Here is a 17,234-nt window from a genome sequence, read left to right on the forward strand (position 1 = left end):
GGGATGGGAGGCAGAAGGTGCAGCCGGTGCTTTTGCTGCTTGGTTTTTCGGCGGTGCACCTTGGATCATGTACTGGTTTGGTTACCGGCTTCTATACTGGAATAGGGAAGAATACCGATTTGACCTCCTAGATAAAGCCTATGCTCTGGGCTAAAAACACGAATACCCGCCGGTTCTCGGCGGGTATTACGGTTGTTGTGCGCTCCCTCCTGGGCTCGAACCAGGGACCCTCTGATTAACAGTCAGATGCTCTAACCGACTGAGCTAAGGAAGCGGTTGGCAATTGCTTTGTGGCTGATTGCGGGTGCAATACTACGACGGGATTTAATTTTCTGCAACCCCTAGCCGGTAAATTTTTTGAAAAAAGCTGCTAATTCGTGATATACAGCAAATTACCGCTGATGGCAGTGTTGTACTGACGCAGTGGCCGGAAGGCTGGGCCGCTGGTTACCTGGCCGCGCAGGTCAAAGCGAGAGGCGCAACAGGAGTCGATCATAAAGAACCCCGAACGGTCCACGCTGACCTTAGCGCACGGATCGTAAGGCTGGTAAGGACAGTTACGCTCGAAGGCGAGGTACTGCTGCGCGTTCTGCCGCACCACAATGATGCCGCGCACGCCGGCCCCGTTGATGTACACGTACCCGTTGTCGAAGCGCAGGGCAGCGTACTGCTGGTTGCTGAGCGGTACTACTTCGTTGACGACGGCCGACGGAATGGCCGGCTCCGCAGCGGTACCCGACGAGCCGCAACCGCTCACAGCAGCCGATAACAGCAGCCCAGCGGCAACAGGCAAACCCAGGAGCGAACGAAGCGGAGTAGTCATGCAGGTACTAACGTACGGCTGGTAGTTTTCTGTTCAGCGCGGGGCTAGTATTGGTAAAAACCGCGACCGGTTTTGCGGCCGTGGTGGCCAGCGTCCACCTTCTGCTGCTGGATGCGGCTCGGACGAAACTTCGGGTCGTAATGGAAAGACTCAAACAAGGAGCTGGTTACGGCAAAGTTGGTGTCGACGCCGATCAGGTCCATCAGTTTAAAAGGGCCCATGCGGAAGCCCGCCGACTCCAGCAGCTCGTCGATGGTTTCCAGCGGGGCCACGTTTTCCTCCAGGGCCTTCAGGCTCTCCACGTAAAAGTGACGGGCCACGCGGTTGACGATGAAGCCTGGCGCATCGGCGGCCAGTACCGGCTTTTTGCCAAGTTTCAAGGCTAACTCGCACACAGTTTCGGCCACGGTGGGCGCGGTGGCGGCGCCGCGTATCACCTCCACCAGTGGCATCAGCGGGGCCGGGTTAAAGAAGTGCATGCCCACCACGCGCTCGGGGTTGGGCACGGGGGCGGCCAACTGGGTGATGGGGAAGGTGCTGGTGTTGGAAGCCAGAATGGTTTCGGGGCCGTTAAACATGGCCAGGTCGATGAACAGCTGGTGCTTGACGTTCATCTTCTCCACCACGGCCTCGATGATGAGGTCGGCCCGCACTTCCTCCAGGTCATGCGTCAAGCGTAGGCGCTGCAGCGCGGCGTCGCGGTCGGAGGCGCTCAAGCGGCCTTTCTCCACCAGCTTGCCGAAGCCGGCTTCGATGCTTTGTTGCCCCCGCTGCAGCATGTTCTCGCTCACGTCATAGAGCAGGGTGGTGAAGCCGGCTTGCAGGCAAAGCTGCGCAATGCCAGCGCCCATGGTGCCCGCGCCTACTACGGCGATGGTGTTTAAGGTATGGTGCATAGTGGAGTGCCGAGCTAAGGTTAGTGCCGGGCGCTTGCCTCCTTAAGCGGAAGCGCCCGGCACTGAGGCCTTAGTGAATGAATTCAAACTGACGCAGGAAACGCATGTCGTTCTGCGTGAACAAGCGCAGGTCTTTGATCTGGTACTTGAGCATGGTGGGGCGTTCCAGACCCATGCCGAAGGCGAAGCCGGAATAACGCTCCGGGTCGATGCCGCAGTTGCGCAGCACGTTCGGATCGACCATGCCCGCGCCCATGATTTCCACCCAGCCGGTGTACTTGCAGATGTTGCAGCCGGCGCCTTTGCAGATCAGGCACGAAATGTCAATCTCCGTGCTGGGCTCGGTGAAGGGGAAATAGGAGGGGCGCATCCGCATCTTCACGTCGGCGCCGTAGAACTCCTGCGCGAAGTAGTAGATGGTTTGCTTTAGATCGGCGAAGCTCACGTTTTCGTCGATGTACAAGCCTTCGATCTGGTGAAACACCATGTGGGCCCGGGCCGAAATGGCCTCGTTGCGGTACACGCGGCCGGGCATGATGCTCCGGATGGGGGGCTTCTGGCTTTGCATCAGGCGCACCTGCACCGTGCTGGTGTGCGTGCGCAGCAGGTGCGAAGGTGATGAGGAGACAGGTGACAGGTCAGACGTGTTACTTGTTGCCTCATCACTTGTCACCGGAGAACCCAGGAAAAAGGTATCCTGCATTTCGCGGGCCGGGTGATTTTCGGCAAAGTTCAGGGCCGAGAAGTTATGCCAGTCGTCCTCGATTTCCGGGCCATCGGCCACGTTGAAGCCGATGCGGGAAAAGATGCGCACTACCTCGTCGCGCACCAGGCTCAAGGGGTGGCGCGTGCCCAAGGCGCCGGGCACCGGCGGCAGGGTATAGTCGTAGCCGGCATCGGCGGGTTGGCTGGCGGCTTCTTCCTCAAGCTGCTGGCGGCGCTGGTCAAACTTGTCCTGCGCCAGCTGCTTCAGGGCATTGAGCTGCTGGCCCACGGCGCGGCGCTCTTCGGCCGGCACGGTTTTGAGCTGGTCGAAAAGATCGGCAATGCGGCCTTTACGGCCGGTGTAAGCAATGCGAAACTGGTCGAGCCCGGCCGCCGTCGTGACGTCGTAGGCCTCTATTTCCTGCTGAAGCTGTTGGATCGTATCCTGCATAACAAGAGCAAAGATAGGCCTCGAAAGGGCTTTGGTGCGCCAATTGGCTTGCAAGGGGATAAATCAATTATGTATTTGAATTATTCTATGAATGTCCGTTCCTCGGGCACCTGCGTATGAGGCACAGTACTAGTTGCCCACCCACTAATCTGCCTAACTCATGCTACGCCGTCTACTGCTGCCGTCCTTGCTTACCCTGCTCTTCGTGTGGGCCGATTTGCCCGCCCAAGCCCAGCAAAAATCTCGGACCGGCCGTGGCTACCGGGCGCGTACGCAGCCTCGCTCCTCTGATGACGTAAAGCTGGCTCCCGGGATGCGCCTGGGCCGCCCGCTTGCCTTGACGACCGACTACATGGGTCGGCCGCTGAAACCGAAGCCGGCCAAAACGGCTCCGGCGCAAGGTGCCTCGTCCATGTCGGCCAAAACGACTCCGACAACTGCTGCCCCAGCCACCCCCGCCAAACCTAAAACAGCCGCGCCTGCAGCCAAGAGCAAACGGCGCTGAACTGTTTTCGGAAGCGAGCGGTTAGCGGTGGCACTTATGCTTGCCTGAAATGCCGGTAGATTACGTGTTTATCGCGTAGCTGCTGAGTGCTTTTTGGCGTACATAAATCTGATACCCTTCTCTTTAACCTCACCAAGCTTCAGACTCAGACCATGATACGGTTGGCTTTTATTGTGTTGGCGACAGGCCTGATTTCGCTCGAATCCCAGGCTCAAACGGCGCCTAAAAAATCGACTTCCAAAGCCAATGACGGCTGGGGAAGCAGCTGGGACGCCCCAGCACCTACCAAGAGCACCAAAACCAAGGCTACCAGCACGAGCTCCGGCGCCAAGGCAACTGCCTCGGAACCGGCTCCGGCTACTGCCCCCACCACTACCGACCCGGCAACTCCAGCCCAGCCGAACAATGCCGATGCGGCGGGTGGCGGTTTTGGCGGCTATGGTGGCATCGACCGCACTCCCGACCGCAGCGAAGGCATGAGCGTGGCACCGGGCCGTCCGTTGCTGCCCTCCAGCCGCACCCGCTCCGACTACATGGGCCGCCCCATTCAGCAGAAGCCCTCGATGCGTCCGCGCAGCGTGGACTATAACAAAGTAGACCTGCTGAATACAAATCCGGGCCAGCAGTAAAACTACCGGCCCGGATCAGGATTCATCCTGGCGTCAGTTCTTTAAGCCGAGGCTTCTTCAGCCTCGGCTATTTTTTTGGCTGCACGCTGGGGTAAGGCTTCGTAACGCAGCGTGGTGCTGTTGTCGGGGCGCAGCACTTCGCGGGCGGCGGCCAGTACGTCGGCAGGCGTTATGGCCTGCACGCGCTGACTTTCCTCGTTGACGAGGTTTGCATCACCGATGAGCTTATAGTACGCGAGGTTCATGGCGCGGTGCAGTAGCTCCAGCTCACTGAACACGATGCTGGCCTCAGCCTGGTTTTTCACCTTTTCCAACTCGTCGGCGGGGATTTCCTGCTGGCGCAGCTCTTCCACCACTTCGGTTACGGCGGCATCGGCTTCTTCCAGACTCACGCCTTGGTTGAGCTTGCCGCTGATGACGAGCAAGCCAGGCTCCAACGAGCCCATGGCGGAGGCTGAAATGGAGTTGAACAGCGGCCGCTCCTTTACCAGGCGCTGGTACAGGCGCGACGATTTGCCGCGGCCCAGTACGTCACCCAGCAAGTCGGCGGCCTGGTAATCGTCGTCGGCGCGACCGGGCATGTGGTACACTTTGTACAGGGCGCTCAGCGGCACATCGGCCTCTACGGTGAGCAGGCGGGCTTCGGTCTGGCGGGGCTCCTTGGGCAGCTGTCGCTCGTAGCGCGTACCGCCCGGAATCGGGCCAAACCACTTTTCAGCCAAGCGCTTCGCCTCGTCCAGGGGCACGGCGCCGGCTACTACCAGAATGGCATTGGCAGGCGAGTAGTGCTTCTGAAAAAAGTCGCGCACCTGCTGCATCGTAGCGTTTTCGATGTGGCTGATTTCCTTGCCGATGGTGGCCCAGCGGTAGGGGTGGTGCTGGTAGGCGAGGGGCCGCAGCTTCAACCACACGTCGCCGTAGGGCTGATTCAGGTAGTTCTGCTTGAACTCTTCCACCACCACCTTGCGCTGCACTTCCAGGCCGTTCTCGGAGAAGGCCAGGCTGAGCATGCGGTCTGATTCGAGCCAGAAACCGGTTTCGATGTTCTGGGCCGGCACGGTGAGGTAGTAGTTGGTAATGTCGGGGGAGGTGAAGGCATTGTTTTCGCCGCCCACGCGCTGCAAGGGCTCGTCGTAGCTCGGAATGTTGATGGAGCCCGAGAACATCAGGTGCTCAAACAAGTGCGCGAAACCGGTATGCTCCGGGTCCTCATCGCGCGAACCGACGTTGTACAGGATGTTCAACACGGCCATGGGCTGCGTGAGGTCTTCGTGCACGATGCAGCGCAGGCCGTTATCGAGGGTAAATTCCTGGAAGTTTATCATGAAAGGCAGTAGATGCTGAGTAGGATGCCAAATGAAAGCTTAACCTACGAAAAGGCTGGCAGGTTCGGCTGATGCTAGTGGGCAGCGGGCCAAAAACTGCCCATGCACGCCCAGTTGCCAGATGCGGGCCCGGAATTAGGTGCGCCGCAGAAGAGTATAACACTTTGCCCTACCGCCGCCGTCCTAGCTCAAGGGTTACGCACGAATCGGTTTGCAGCAGCACCCGGGTTTCAAACTGTTGCATCAAGGGCTTGCTCACCGCAGCGCCGCAGGCCACCACCACGCTGCCGGGCGCCAGCTTGTTCACTTCGTAGGAGGTGGCCCGGCTGATGAGGTGGCCGTGCTGCAGCTCGGCAGCTGTGCGGTAAAACTCTGGGCTGTCGTTGAATTCGCCACCCCGCACCAATGTATAGGTGTGCAAGGTAGGCAGTTGCGCCACCTGCTGGCGTAGGTGCTTTCCGTAAAGCAGGGCTGAAACCTCCCAGCGGCGCTGGTGCAGTTCGCGCAGGTGAGCTAGCCGGTCGGCGTAGGGGCCTGCCACGGCTAGCAGCACCAGCAGCAGCAATAAGCCAGACCGGGGGCGCCAACCATATGCTGTAGCAACTGCCCGGGCGGCCCAGCTCACGCCTGCGGCGGCCAGCAGCGCCAGCAGTGGGTAAATGGGAGCATCGTACCAAGAGAGCTTTGTGCGGGCCAGGGAAAGAAGCAGTAGGTGACAGCCCGCTGCGCAAGCAGCGCCTCGCACAAACAATTGCCCGGGCAGCGGCGGTGTGGAGCGGCGCCAGGCCAGTACCACCGCCAGTAGAGCTGGAGCCAGCCATGCCGAGAAGTTAAATTCGAGCAGCCGGCCCACGTACCAAAGCACATGACGGCCGTTGGATTCCAATTCTTCGGTGGCCATGTTCAACTCGAACTGCCGCACGGCGGCCAGGTAGCCCGGCGCAGCCAGCTCGCGAACCATGTACCATGCTCCGGCTGCAAGCAGAGCCAAGCCGCCAGCCAGCCAGGGTGCCGGGCGGCGCAGGCGCCCCCCGTGTCCGGTAGCCCAAGCGGCCAGCAGGAGTCCGGGCGCCGGTAGCGCGCCGGCCACGCCCTTGGTAAGCATGGCTAATGCAAAGGCCAAGCCCGCCAACCCGGCCCAACGCGTGTTGCCGCTGCGCAGGTAGGTCAGCCAAGCCAGTGTGCCCGCTGTGGTCCAGAGTGTAAGCAGCGCGTCGAAGTCGCCAGATCGGGCCACGTGCAGGGAGGTAAAGCCTCCAGCCGACACCAGAACCAGCGCGGCCAGAAGCCCGGCGGCCGGGCTGCGCAAGGCGCGGCCCGCGGCCAGATACGTTAGCAGTACCGTAGCTAGGGCGGCCAGGGCGGAGGGCAGGCGCAAAGCCAGTTCAGTAGGGCCCAACAGGGCAAAGCTCAGACTCAGCAGCCACAGGTGCAGCGGCGGCTTGGAGTTCCACAGGTCGGGCTGCCCCTGGTAGCGTATCACCAGCCAATCGCGGTGCAGCAGGGTTTCTAGAGCATTGATGCCAGTGCGGGACTCGTCCCATTGCTGTACCGGCAGGCCGTCGAGCTTCCAAAACAACAAAAAGCCAGCGGCAATCAGCGCCAGCAAGAAGGGGAGAATACGGGTAATCCAGCGCAAGGCGTGAGAATAGTAGCGGTCAAGGAGGTCGTAATGTACAATGTAAGCACGGAGTGGCCCTGCTGCGCCAAAGACTACGTCAACCTTCTACCTTTGCCATCAGCACTTTCCCGAACCCCTTCCACCCGATGAACTTCGACCGCAAAGACTACTCCAACGACGACCTGCTTCGCCTCTACGAGGGCCTGCTGAAGCCCCGCATGATTGAAGAGAAAATGCTTATCCTCTTGCGCCAAGGCAAGGTGAGCAAGTGGTTTTCGGGCATCGGGCAGGAAGCTATTTCGGTAGGTTCCACGCTGGCCCTGCAGCCCGACGAGTACATTCTGCCCTTACACCGCAACCTGGGCGTGTTTACCTGCCGGCAGCTACCGCTCGACCGCCTCTTTGCGCAGTGGCAGGGCAAGAAAACCGGCTTCACCAAGGGCCGCGACCGGTCGTTTCACTTCGGTACCAACGAGCACCACATCGTGGGCATGATCAGCCACCTGGGCCCGCAACTGGCCGTGGCCGACGGCATCGCGCTGGCCAACGTGCTCGACAACCAAGGCAAGGTGACGGTGGTGTACTCCGGCGACGGCGGCGCTTCCGAGGGTGATTTCCACGAGGGCCTGAATGTGGCCGCTGTGTGGCAGCTGCCGGTCATTTTCATCGTTGAAAACAACGGCTACGGCCTTAGCACGCCAAGCAACGAGCAGTTTCGCCACGGCTACTTCATCAACAAAGGACCGGCTTACGGCATCGAGGCCGTGCAGGTGGACGGCAACAACGTGCTGGAAGTGTACGATACCGTGCGCCGCCTCGCCGAAGACCTGCGCCAGAATCCGCGCCCCGTGCTGCTGGAGGCCCTCACGTTCCGCATGCGCGGCCACGAGGAAGCTTCGGGCACCAAGTACGTGCCGCAGGAACTGTTTGAGGAATGGAGCCGGAAAGACCCGGTCGAAAACTATGAGCGGTGGTTGATCGAGCAAGGTGTGCTCGATGATGAAGCCAAGCAGCGCTACCGCCGCACCATTAAGGACGAAATCGACGAGGCCTGGCGCCTGGTGTTCGACACGCCCGAAGTCACGCCCGACCTGGATGAGGAAGTGGCCGATATGTACCGCCCCTTCGAAGCGCCCGATCAAACGCCCGCGCCTGATGCCCCCAGCACCGAGCGCCGCTACGTAGATGCCATTTCCGATGGCCTGCGCCAAAGCATGGAGCGCTTCCCGGAGTTGGTGCTCATGGGCCAGGACATTGCCGAGTACGGCGGTGTCTTCAAGATTACCGAAGGCTTCGTGCAGCAATTTGGCAAGGGTCGCGTACGCAACACGCCGCTCTGCGAGTCGGCCATCATCGGCGCAGGACTAGGCCTGAGCATCAAGGGCAAAAAAGCCATGGTGGAAATGCAGTTCGCCGATTTCGTGACCTGCGGTTTCAACCAGATTGTAAACAACCTCGCCAAGAGCCATTACCGCTGGGGGCAGAACGCGGATGTGGTGGTGCGCATGCCCACCGGGGCCGGCTCGGCCGCCGGCCCGTTCCACTCGCAGTCCAACGAGGCGTGGTTTGTGCACACGCCCGGCCTGAAAGTGGTGTATCCCGCCACGCCTTACGACGCCAAAGGCCTACTCTGCGCCGCGCTGGAAGACCCCAACCCGGTTATCTACTTCGAGCACAAAATGCTCTACCGCTCCATCAGCGGGCCGGTGCCCAACGACTATTACACGCTGCCCATCGGCAAGGCCCGCCTCGCCCGCGAAGGCTCCGAAATGAGCATTATCACCTACGGCATGGGTGTGCATTGGGCCGCCCGGGTGGCCGAGGAACTTGACCTCGATTGCGACATCCTGGACCTGCGCACCTTGCTGCCCTGGGACCAGGAGGCCGTGCGCGCGACGGTGGAGAAAACTGGCCGCGTCATCATCCTGCACGAAGACACGCTCACCGGTGGTATCGGCGGCGAAATTGGTGCCTGGATTGCCGAGCACTGCTTCACCTCGCTCGACGCGCCCATCCAGCGCGTAGCCTCGCTGGATACAGCCATTCCCTTTGCGCCTGGCCTGGAGCAGCAGTTTCTGGCCGACAACCGTTTGCGCCAGTGCTTGGAAAAGCTGATGGCATACTAAGAACAAGCTAGGAGCTGGTGGTCAGAGGAAGACAGTGCAGCATGGTTGTATTCTGCACTTCCGCCCCCCGACTGCTAGCTCCTAACTTCTTCCTTTGTATTTTTCGGACTGAGTTAGACTTTCTTACCCGCTGCCTTTCGTGATTGAGTTGCTTCGTGTGCGCCGCATGGGCTGGCGTTTGCTGATACTGGTGCTGCTGCTGGGCCCCGCGTTGGAAGGCTGCCGGCCGTACCGTATTCCCAATCCGCAAGGACCGGTAACTAAGAAAACCAAGAAGACTAAAAAGAAGGACCCCGACGCGGCTGAAATGGCCGATGGCTCTACCGGCGACACCAGCAGTGAGCCGGCCAAAGTCCAGAAAAACGGCTACGACAAAAACGGCCTGCTCAAAAAGCCCAAGTACAAGCGCCGCCGCCTACCCAAGCCCGGCGACAAATTCGTGCTGGGCGTGCGCATTCCCGCCTGGCCATGGATTTCGTTCAATAAGAGAAGAGGGCCCGCTTCCACTTCGAAGACCGGCAAGGCCAAACGCGGTGCCAAGGCCAAAGCGGCCGAGCCCGCCGCCGACGAATAATTCTTTATCCGCTTATGATACCACGTTACGCCTTGTTACTGGGCCTGTTGCTGGCCTTTTCTGCTGCCTCCGCGTCGGCTCAAACCACCGATGAATCGCCCAAGCGGGCGGCGCGCAAGGCCTTACGCGAGGCCCGGAAGTATCCTGCGGCTGAAGACCTGCGCAAAAGTCACCTCGCAGTGGAGAAGCGCGACCTGCGCGCTGGCGAAAGCAATGCCCAGAAGCGAAACCCAATCAACGGCAGTGAACGTTACAAGTTCGACAATACCGGCACGCCGCGCGTCAGTGACCCGAAGCAGCGCGTCGGATTAGGCTTGTCCAAGTCGAAGAAAAAAACCAAACTACCCGAATAATGCAGTGGCATCCGCTTACCCAGCCTGAGCAGCTCACCGACATCGTGCGCGAATCGGCCGACCAGCCAATTGTGATTTTCAAGCACAGCACCAGTTGCTCTATCAGTGCCATGGCCAAGAGCCGGCTGGAGCGCCAGTGGGCTGATGCAGGTCTTGACAACGTCAAGCCGTACTACCTCGATCTGCTGCGTTTTCGGCCGATTTCCAACCAAATTGCCGAGCAGTTCGGCGTTCGGCACGAGTCGCCGCAACTGCTGCTGATTCAGGGTGGGGAGTGCTGCTACGACGCCTCGCACATGAGCATTCAGCTCGGCGAAATCAAGAAAAAGCTGGCTTAAGGACCTCAATTTCCGCTTCTTGCCTCGCCTATACGCGGCATTGTAATAAGCGTAAAGCTAGGTTTTAGAAAAGCCAAACGGGGCCGCTGAACTTAGGTTCGGCGGCCCCGTTTGGCTTTTCTTCTATTGGCAAATGTCCGGTCCCGAAGCAGCCGCCGAGGCGTTAACCACCGCCGCTGCAATCGTTGCTAACGTTTGGCTCCCCTCTTTACGGTATAGGGGACGTGGGTCAGGCCCACAAGGCGTCGTGACGCCCTGCAACGAAGCCACTTAACCTGCGTACGTGAACTGAACCGATTGACGTATTTCCGGGTTCAAGCTTAGAGCAACGGGGCAAGTACGCGCCGCATTTTCCAGCAGCGTCCGCTCTTTGGGGGAAAGGCCAGCAGGCATGCTGAAATTGACCCCGATTTCGGCAATGCGCCGGGGCTCGGAAGTCATGTGCTTGGTCACGTCAAATGTTACTCCGGTAAGGTTCAAGCCGTGCCGCTCTGCTACAATACCCATAATGGTCATCATGCACGAGCCCAGCGCGGCACTGACCAGGTCGGTAGGTGAAAATGCTTCGCCCCGTCCGTGGTTATCTACCGGAGCGTCGGTTTGAATGGTAGTGCCCGAGGCTACGTGAGTGGCTTCGGTACGCAGTTGGCCGGCATAGCGGGCGGTGGCAGTGCTCATATTTTAGAAATCTACAGACGTATGCGTTCAAATTTACGTACTTTCGGAGAGGCACTGCCCGGGGGGCGCTGCTTCCTTTCTTCTGACCTGCCAGCCACCACTGCCGTGCGCACGCTACTTTCTACTGGTTTGTTGCTCGCGGCGGGCTTGGCCCTGGCTCCTGCTGCGCGGGCACAAGAAGCCCAAGAAGGGCCTCTCTACGATAAAGAATTCACTTACGGTATCAACCTCAACTCTAACGCGGGGCTGATTGGCGGTGCTGCCATTCGCTCCACGCGCATGCTCAATGACAATTGGGCGCGCTTCTGGCTGTTGGAGGGTGTAGAAGTCAAGAACCGCAAGGAGCAGCGGCGCCAAACCTACGTGGGCGGCGTGTACGTGACCGGCAAAAGCAACTACCTGTTTGTGCTGCGCCCCACGGTGGGCGTGCAACGGGTGATTTTCCGCAAAGCGGCTGAATCGGGCGTGCAGGTAAATGGCCTCTTGGGCGCTGGCCCTTCGCTGGGTTTGCTAATGCCGTACTACGTGTACTACGATTACACGCCGCGTGCCGACCCCGGCAACCCCAACCCGCCCGAAGACATTCGGGCTGAGCAGTACGACCCGGTTAAGCACCTCGATAACAACCGCATTTACGATCGGGCGCCGCTGTTCTCCGGCATCAACGACGTGAAGCCTAATGTCGGTGCCCACGTGCGCGGAGCTTTCACCTTTGAGTACGGCCGTTACCGCGACGCCGTGGCGGGCCTGGAGGCCGGCGTGCTGCTGGAAGCTTATACCAAGCGTCTAACCGTGCTGCGGGCGTTGAACACGCCCGACGACCAGATTAACAACAACATCTTCTCATCGGTGTACGTGACCTTGTACATCGGTCAGCGCAAATAACCTCAGCAGCTAGCTGCTGGTTGATAGTCGGTATCGGGTAATTGGCGGTCAACTTCTGACCAACGACTACCCGATACCGACTACCTTTGTATTATGGATACTCTCCTGACTTTACCCGTCATTCAGCCCGAAGCGGCTGCTCCGGCCAAGCCCCGCAAGCCCGACTGGCTGCGCGTGAAGCTGCCCGTGGGCCCGGCCTACGCTAATGTGCGCCGCCTAGTGGACGAACATAAGCTGCACACCATCTGCGAATCCGGCAACTGCCCCAACATGGGCGAGTGCTGGGGCGCCGGCACGGCTACCTTCATGATTTTAGGCAACGTGTGCACGCGCTCCTGCTCGTTTTGCGCTGTGGCCACGGGTCGCCCCAACGAGTACGACCTCGACGAGCCGCGCCGCGTGGCCGAAGCCATCAAGCTGATGGGCGTGAAACACGCCGTAATCACCTCCGTCAACCGCGACGAGCTGAAGGACCGCGGCGCCAGCGTGTGGTATGAAACCGTGGTGCAAACCAAGCAGCTCTCGCCCGAAACCACCATCGAAACGCTGATTCCCGACGTGAAAGCCAATTGGGAAGCGTTGCACACGATGATTGCCGGTGGCCAGGAAGTGGTGTCGCACAACATCGAGACCGTGGGCAGCCTTTACCGCCTCGTACGGCCCCAAGCCAAGTACGACCGCAGCCTCGAGCAGATCCGTCGCACCAAGGAAGCCGGCAAGCGCACCAAGTCGGGCATCATGCTGGGCCTCGGCGAAACCAAGGACGAGATGTACCAAGCCATGGACGACCTGGTAGCCAATGGCCTTGATATCCTGACGCTGGGCCAGTACCTGCAGCCTACCAAGCGCCACATCGAAGTAGCCGAGTTCATTCACCCCGACCTCTTCGCCCATTACAAGGAAGAAGGCCTGCGCCGGGGGCTGAAGTACGTGGAAAGCGGCCCGCTAGTGCGCTCTAGCTACCACGCCGAGCGCCACGTAAACGTGCCGATCTAGCATTCTGCTTTTAAGACATATACTCCGCCCGGTTCAATAGAGCCGGGCGGTGTTTTTTTTGGTGGATTAGTGACTGCGACATGGCGAAAGACCATAGAAAAGTAAGCCCCGCCACAAAGGGCGGGGCTTGGTAAAAGAACAGTGCCGATTAACGTTTAGCGCACGAGTTGCTTGGTTTGCTGTTGACCATCGGCGGTAAGTAAGCGGAGCAAGTAGGGACCGGCGGGCAACGCCTGCAACTCATCAAACGAAAACTGCTGTACCGCCGGGGCTACCCGAATGCTGCGCACCACGCGGCCGGTGCCATTGAGTAGTTCCAGCGTAGCGGCGCTGTGCAGCGGGCGGGCCAGTGTTACGTTCAACTGGTTGCCAAAGGGCACCGGAAAAGCCGACAAGCCTAGCTCAGTAGCGCGTGGCACGTGCGTCGACAGCACCGTAAACTCATAGGCGCCAATGTCAGAAGTGCTGCTATTTCGCGAAGCACCCGTCACATCGGTTGTCACCTCCGCCAAGGCGGTACCGCGGTTGTCCAGGACTGCATTGGAAGGACGCAGCAAGGTGACTGAGGCAAATTGCGGGTCTACCGACAAGCCATTGGCTTCTTGGCTGGTGGCCGTGCGCCAGTCGGCCAGCGTGGCGTATTCACCGGCCGTGGTGCGGCCCACGAAGCCGTTGGTGGCCGTGGCGAGGTACAGGTCATTGTGGTTGGCCACGGAACCATTCGGGCCAATGCCGGCTACCGCTGTGAAGTAGGCGTAGTGTTTGCCGCTGCTGCGGGCGCCGCTTACGTTGGCGAAAATGTTGTTGCGCACGTCCACGGGGCCACTTGTCGCTACCGTACCGCTGTACTCAAAGGCGGTGCTGTTGATCAGTGCCGGGCCAGCGTCTACCAGTACGGTATTGTGCCACACGCCCATTTGGCTGCCGGTGGGGCCACTGGCAGTTACCTGCAGGCCCCGAATCAGGCGGAGGGTCGGTGCCGTGGTGCCGGCGAAGTCCCGGACCAACCCTTGAATGATATTGTTGTAGGCCATTACGTTGACGGGGCCCGCGGAGCCGGCGGCGTCGAGCACCAGTCCGTTGACGGAAATAGCCGTGCCGGTATTGGTGGGATTGTTGTAGCGGATGTCGGCAATGCGGTTGTTGTAAAGGCGACAAGTGCTGCCGCCGGAGCCTTGTAGCCCCAGCGTGAAGATGCCGAAAGTAGCCGCATTGATCGATTCGACCCCGCGCACTAGGTTGTCGTGCACTAGCAGCCCGCGCTGGTGTTCCAGCCGCAAGCCGTATCCGAGGCCGCTGCCGCTGATGTCCCCGCTCGTGCCGTTGCCGATGGTTACGTTGGCCACCTCGGTGTTGGCGTCGGGGAAAGTTGCCGCATTGGCCAGCAGCCACAGGCCGCTGCTTGCGTTGCTGACTACCAAGTTCTGGTACAGGTTGCCACGGTTGGTGCCCGCGACATCGGTAGGCGCTATGCCCCCGGCCGACAAGCTGGTGGTCTGCACCACGCCCACCGAGCCAGGGGTGGCCCGGTTCAGCGTGACGGCTGCATCCCGAATGATGATGCCACGCGTTCCGTTGGTGACCGAGTAACTGCGTACCCGGTAGCCATACAGCGGCCCCGCGCCGCTAGCGCGTACATCGATGCCCTCAAACGTAACGTAATCGGTACCGGCCAGGTCAATGGCGGCTACCCCGGTGCTGGCCTCCACCACCGGGTTGGGGCCAGTACCCGTTTTGCGGAAGCGGATATGCCCGGTGGCCGTGCCGCTCGCCAGCAGCGGCGGAAGTGGTTCGGCGAAAGTTTGACCAGCCGGAATATCAAAGGTTACCGCGCCGGCCGGGTCCGTCTGGTTGAGGCGTTGAAAAGCGGCGGCCAGGCTAGTGAAATTGGTGGCGCTGGCCGGCTGCGCCGCATCGATGGTGTACGCGCCGCTGAGCGGCTGCGCGGTGCCGCCGCTCAGCGTGATGTTGTCGACGGCTGCGGGCGGCTGCGTGCCGTTGATCAAGTTGTTGCTCCAGGTGAAGATCAGCCGATGCGTGGTGCCTGCCAAGGTGCCACCGCCGGGCAAGGGCAGCACCAGCCGGGCATAGCCATCCTGCTGATACAAGCCAACCGGCGTAATCGGTACTACGCCGGCGCCCGTAGGCACCGTACCGGCCACCGGTGTAAAGCTGGTAGGCACCAGGTACACCCGCAGTACATCCCGATCCAGGCCTTCGCCGAGATTCTTCCAATCAAAAGTCAGCTCAAAGAAATCTTGGCCGGCAGGAAGCATCACATCACGGTAAAAGTGTGCCACCGAAGTAGTGGCCGGGTTGTAGCCGTGCGTAGTGCCGTTGTCGTTGCTGATATACAGCGCCTTGCTACCAGCTATGCTAGGGCCATTGGAAGCTGCCGAGCCCAGCACCCACTGGTTGGTCTGGCTGCCATTGACGGCCGTGAAAGAGCCGAAACCGCTGCCTTCGAAAGTTTCGGTAAAAATCGTGGTTTGGGCTTGGGCCATAACTGGCCCCAACGCCAGCATGGCGGGCAGCCATAACCGCCGCCGCAGTACAGTAGAAAGCATAAAGCAGAGATAAGAGACCGGCTCGAATAGGGCAAAATTAGCCTTTCGGTGGGGAATGAAGCTGAGCCAGTCGTTCCCTGCTGGTGAAGCCAGCACGATGCGGCGAATGAACGTTGGCTAACTCGCACGGCATCAGTTCAAATAAAAACAGCCCCACCAGAAGCTGACGGGGCTGCCCAAAAGGGTTGCGGAGCCGATTAGCGGCGAGCAGTATTGGCATCGGGCGGATAGGTGCCCAGCACGCCCGTTACGATGCGGTTTACTTCCTCATCCGACAAGTTAGGCTGGTCTACCTGGCTTTGGCCGTAGCCGCGCCACACCAGTTCCTTACGCTTGGCGTCGATGATGTCAATGATGATGTTGCCGGCTTTGTACTCCACTACAGGCTGCTGGTACATACCACGGCCCCAGCCGAAGCCCCAGTAAGGGTACCACCCATATGGACCGTAAGGCACCGCAGTATTGGTGCGTTGCTTATCCTCCACGCGGGCCGAATACGCCACGTAGACGTCAGGATTCTTCTCCACCTTGGCCAAGCCCTTGCGTACCATTTCGGCTTCTACCGAACGGCGCATGCGCTTATCAAAGAAAGAATTGTAGCCTTTGGCCGGACCGCCTTCAGCATCGGTAGGCTGCTCGGGGTACCAAGCCCAGGACTTGTATGCGCGAAAGTTAACGGCGTGGTCAAAGTCAGACGTTACGCCGACGCGGGGCACGGAGGCACAGCCAGCCGAGCCAAGCAGCACTGCCAAGCCAAGGGCCACCAGCGCTACGGGACGTGTCAAAAACTGAGTGAGAGCTTTCATAGGATAGTGCAGGTTCTGGAGAGCAGATGAATCGCCGCTGGCGGTACGCCAAGGGGCTTTTTCTACTTGTTTATTTAACATTAACACCCTGCCGGACGTTCCCTGGCTCTTGGATATGCACAAGATTGTTGAAAGGCAATAAGACAATTGAATTTTGATATAATGCTGTTTTTTGTACATATTGAAACCCATCTTTTCCCCCTGCTCTTTCCCTTCTTATGACACGCCTATTTCTTCCTGCTCTTTCACTGCTGTTAGGAGCTTGCGTCACTTCCAAAGACGACGTGGCCCGCATTCCGCACATCCCGAAGGAACCCGTAAGCCGTACTACCGGCACCACCTGTGGCCTTTACACGCAGGCCAGTACCCAATCCGAAATGCTGACCATGATTGACGCTGGAGCCAATGTGCAGGTGCTAGACTCGTCAAACGCGCACTTTGTGCGGGCCATGATGAAAAAGGATGGCAAAATGCTGACGGGCTACATGTATAAAGCCTGTTTGAGCGGACGATAATTCCAGCTAGACATCCTGGCAAAAGCCAAATTCAAGGCAAACCGCTCGGCTTATTTGCTTATATTCCCGACGTAATCCACCCTGTATGAACAAATCTTTACTTTTCCTTTCCTTGCTGACTTTAGCTGCCTGTAGCGCGGCCAAAGACGACGGCTCCTCGTCCCGGAGTAACCGGGCCCCCGTAGCGCACAACACCGTGGTAGAGTGCGCTCTGTACGACGGCATGAAGAAGGAGTCGGCCCAGCTCATGACTGTTACCTCCGGTACGGAAGTGCAAGTAATGGACACCATCGACACGTATTTTTTGAAAGCTCGGGTAACCACCCCCGAAGGCCAAACGCAAACGGGCTACATGTACCGTACCTGCTTCGGTCGATAACCAGTACCACCACCCAGCAAAAAGGCCCGCCACCATCCGGTAGCGGGCCTTTTTTATGGCCA

18 protein-coding genes and 1 tRNA gene are annotated in these 17,234 nt (G+C 59.6%); 10 read left to right on the plus strand and 9 right to left on the minus strand.

The features are described from left to right. Positions 1-200: 200 nt before the first annotated feature. From AC5FXY_RS14710 to pheS, 4 genes are all read right to left on the minus strand, one after another. Positions 201-274, minus strand: a tRNA-Asn gene (locus AC5FXY_RS14710). Between the two features lie 96 nt (positions 275-370). Further along, positions 371-823: a hypothetical protein gene (locus tag AC5FXY_RS14715; RefSeq protein WP_493557454.1), complete on the minus strand. Its 453-nt coding sequence runs from the start codon at positions 821-823 to the stop codon at positions 371-373. A gap of 44 nt (positions 824-867) precedes the next feature. Then, positions 868-1,719 (minus strand): 3-hydroxyacyl-CoA dehydrogenase NAD-binding domain-containing protein, encoded by an 852-nt coding sequence (locus AC5FXY_RS14720; RefSeq protein WP_493557455.1) that lies wholly within the window; start codon positions 1,717-1,719, stop codon positions 868-870. Between the two features lie 70 nt (positions 1,720-1,789). Next, on the minus strand, positions 1,790-2,875 hold the full coding sequence (gene pheS, locus AC5FXY_RS14725; RefSeq protein WP_493557456.1) for a phenylalanine--tRNA ligase subunit alpha: 1,086 nt from the start codon (positions 2,873-2,875) through the stop codon (positions 1,790-1,792). Between the two features lie 160 nt (positions 2,876-3,035). Here pheS and AC5FXY_RS14730 point away from each other — a divergent pair, with 160 nt between their 5' ends. Further along, positions 3,036-3,380, plus strand: a complete 345-nt coding sequence (locus tag AC5FXY_RS14730) for a hypothetical protein (protein ID WP_493557457.1) — start codon at positions 3,036-3,038, stop codon at positions 3,378-3,380. Positions 3,381-3,532: 152 nt separating this feature from the next. Then, positions 3,533-4,009 carry a hypothetical protein gene (locus AC5FXY_RS14735; protein ID WP_493557458.1) on the plus strand — a complete coding sequence of 159 codons (477 nt, stop codon included), beginning with the start codon at positions 3,533-3,535 and terminating at the stop codon, positions 4,007-4,009. Between the two features lie 41 nt (positions 4,010-4,050). Here AC5FXY_RS14735 and AC5FXY_RS14740 read toward each other — a convergent pair whose 3' ends face one another. Further along, positions 4,051-5,334 carry a M16 family metallopeptidase gene (locus tag AC5FXY_RS14740; protein ID WP_493557459.1) on the minus strand — a complete coding sequence of 428 codons (1,284 nt, stop codon included), beginning with the start codon at positions 5,332-5,334 and terminating at the stop codon, positions 4,051-4,053. Positions 5,335-5,503: 169 nt separating this feature from the next. Continuing rightward, entirely contained in the window at positions 5,504-6,973 is a 1,470-nt protein-coding gene (locus tag AC5FXY_RS14745; RefSeq protein ID WP_493557460.1) for an ArnT family glycosyltransferase, read from the minus strand. A gap of 128 nt (positions 6,974-7,101) precedes the next feature. On the opposite strand from AC5FXY_RS14745, the gene AC5FXY_RS14750 reads away from it, so the two are divergent. From AC5FXY_RS14750 to ytxJ, 4 genes are all read left to right on the plus strand, one after another. Further along, entirely contained in the window at positions 7,102-9,081 is a 1,980-nt protein-coding gene (locus AC5FXY_RS14750) for an alpha-ketoacid dehydrogenase subunit alpha/beta (RefSeq protein WP_493557461.1), read from the plus strand. A gap of 139 nt (positions 9,082-9,220) precedes the next feature. Beyond that, complete coding sequence (locus AC5FXY_RS14755) at positions 9,221-9,655, plus strand: hypothetical protein (protein WP_493557462.1); 435 nt, start codon at positions 9,221-9,223, stop codon at positions 9,653-9,655. Between the two features lie 14 nt (positions 9,656-9,669). Next, positions 9,670-10,008 carry a hypothetical protein gene (locus AC5FXY_RS14760; RefSeq protein WP_493557463.1) on the plus strand — a complete coding sequence of 113 codons (339 nt, stop codon included), beginning with the start codon at positions 9,670-9,672 and terminating at the stop codon, positions 10,006-10,008. Further along, positions 10,008-10,346: a bacillithiol system redox-active protein YtxJ gene (gene ytxJ / locus AC5FXY_RS14765; protein ID WP_493557464.1), complete on the plus strand. Its 339-nt coding sequence runs from the start codon at positions 10,008-10,010 to the stop codon at positions 10,344-10,346. The genes AC5FXY_RS14760 and ytxJ overlap by 1 nt, the downstream gene beginning before the upstream one ends. Before the next feature lie 270 nt (positions 10,347-10,616). Here ytxJ and AC5FXY_RS14770 read toward each other — a convergent pair whose 3' ends face one another. Beyond that, positions 10,617-11,024: an OsmC family protein gene (locus AC5FXY_RS14770; protein WP_493557465.1), complete on the minus strand. Its 408-nt coding sequence runs from the start codon at positions 11,022-11,024 to the stop codon at positions 10,617-10,619. Positions 11,025-11,045: 21 nt separating this feature from the next. On the opposite strand from AC5FXY_RS14770, the gene AC5FXY_RS14775 reads away from it, so the two are divergent. Then, positions 11,046-11,909: a hypothetical protein gene (locus tag AC5FXY_RS14775; protein ID WP_493557466.1), complete on the plus strand. Its 864-nt coding sequence runs from the start codon at positions 11,046-11,048 to the stop codon at positions 11,907-11,909. Positions 11,910-12,002: 93 nt separating this feature from the next. Beyond that, positions 12,003-12,905, plus strand: coding sequence for a lipoyl synthase (gene lipA / locus AC5FXY_RS14780; protein WP_493557467.1), 903 nt, complete (start codon positions 12,003-12,005; stop codon positions 12,903-12,905). A gap of 155 nt (positions 12,906-13,060) precedes the next feature. Here lipA and AC5FXY_RS14785 read toward each other — a convergent pair whose 3' ends face one another. Continuing rightward, positions 13,061-15,472, minus strand: coding sequence for a T9SS type A sorting domain-containing protein (locus AC5FXY_RS14785; RefSeq protein ID WP_493557468.1), 2,412 nt, complete (start codon positions 15,470-15,472; stop codon positions 13,061-13,063). A gap of 197 nt (positions 15,473-15,669) precedes the next feature. Then, complete coding sequence (locus AC5FXY_RS14790) at positions 15,670-16,278, minus strand: DUF4136 domain-containing protein (protein WP_493557469.1); 609 nt, start codon at positions 16,276-16,278, stop codon at positions 15,670-15,672. 218 nt (positions 16,279-16,496) lie between these two features. On the opposite strand from AC5FXY_RS14790, the gene AC5FXY_RS14795 reads away from it, so the two are divergent. Next, positions 16,497-16,793 carry an SH3 domain-containing protein gene (locus AC5FXY_RS14795; protein WP_493557470.1) on the plus strand — a complete coding sequence of 99 codons (297 nt, stop codon included), beginning with the start codon at positions 16,497-16,499 and terminating at the stop codon, positions 16,791-16,793. A gap of 85 nt (positions 16,794-16,878) precedes the next feature. Beyond that, positions 16,879-17,172 carry a hypothetical protein gene (locus AC5FXY_RS14800; protein ID WP_493557471.1) on the plus strand — a complete coding sequence of 98 codons (294 nt, stop codon included), beginning with the start codon at positions 16,879-16,881 and terminating at the stop codon, positions 17,170-17,172. The last annotated feature ends 62 nt before the right edge of the window (positions 17,173-17,234 follow it).

The sequence above is a fragment of the Hymenobacter sp. FMD4 genome (assembly GCF_058932745.1).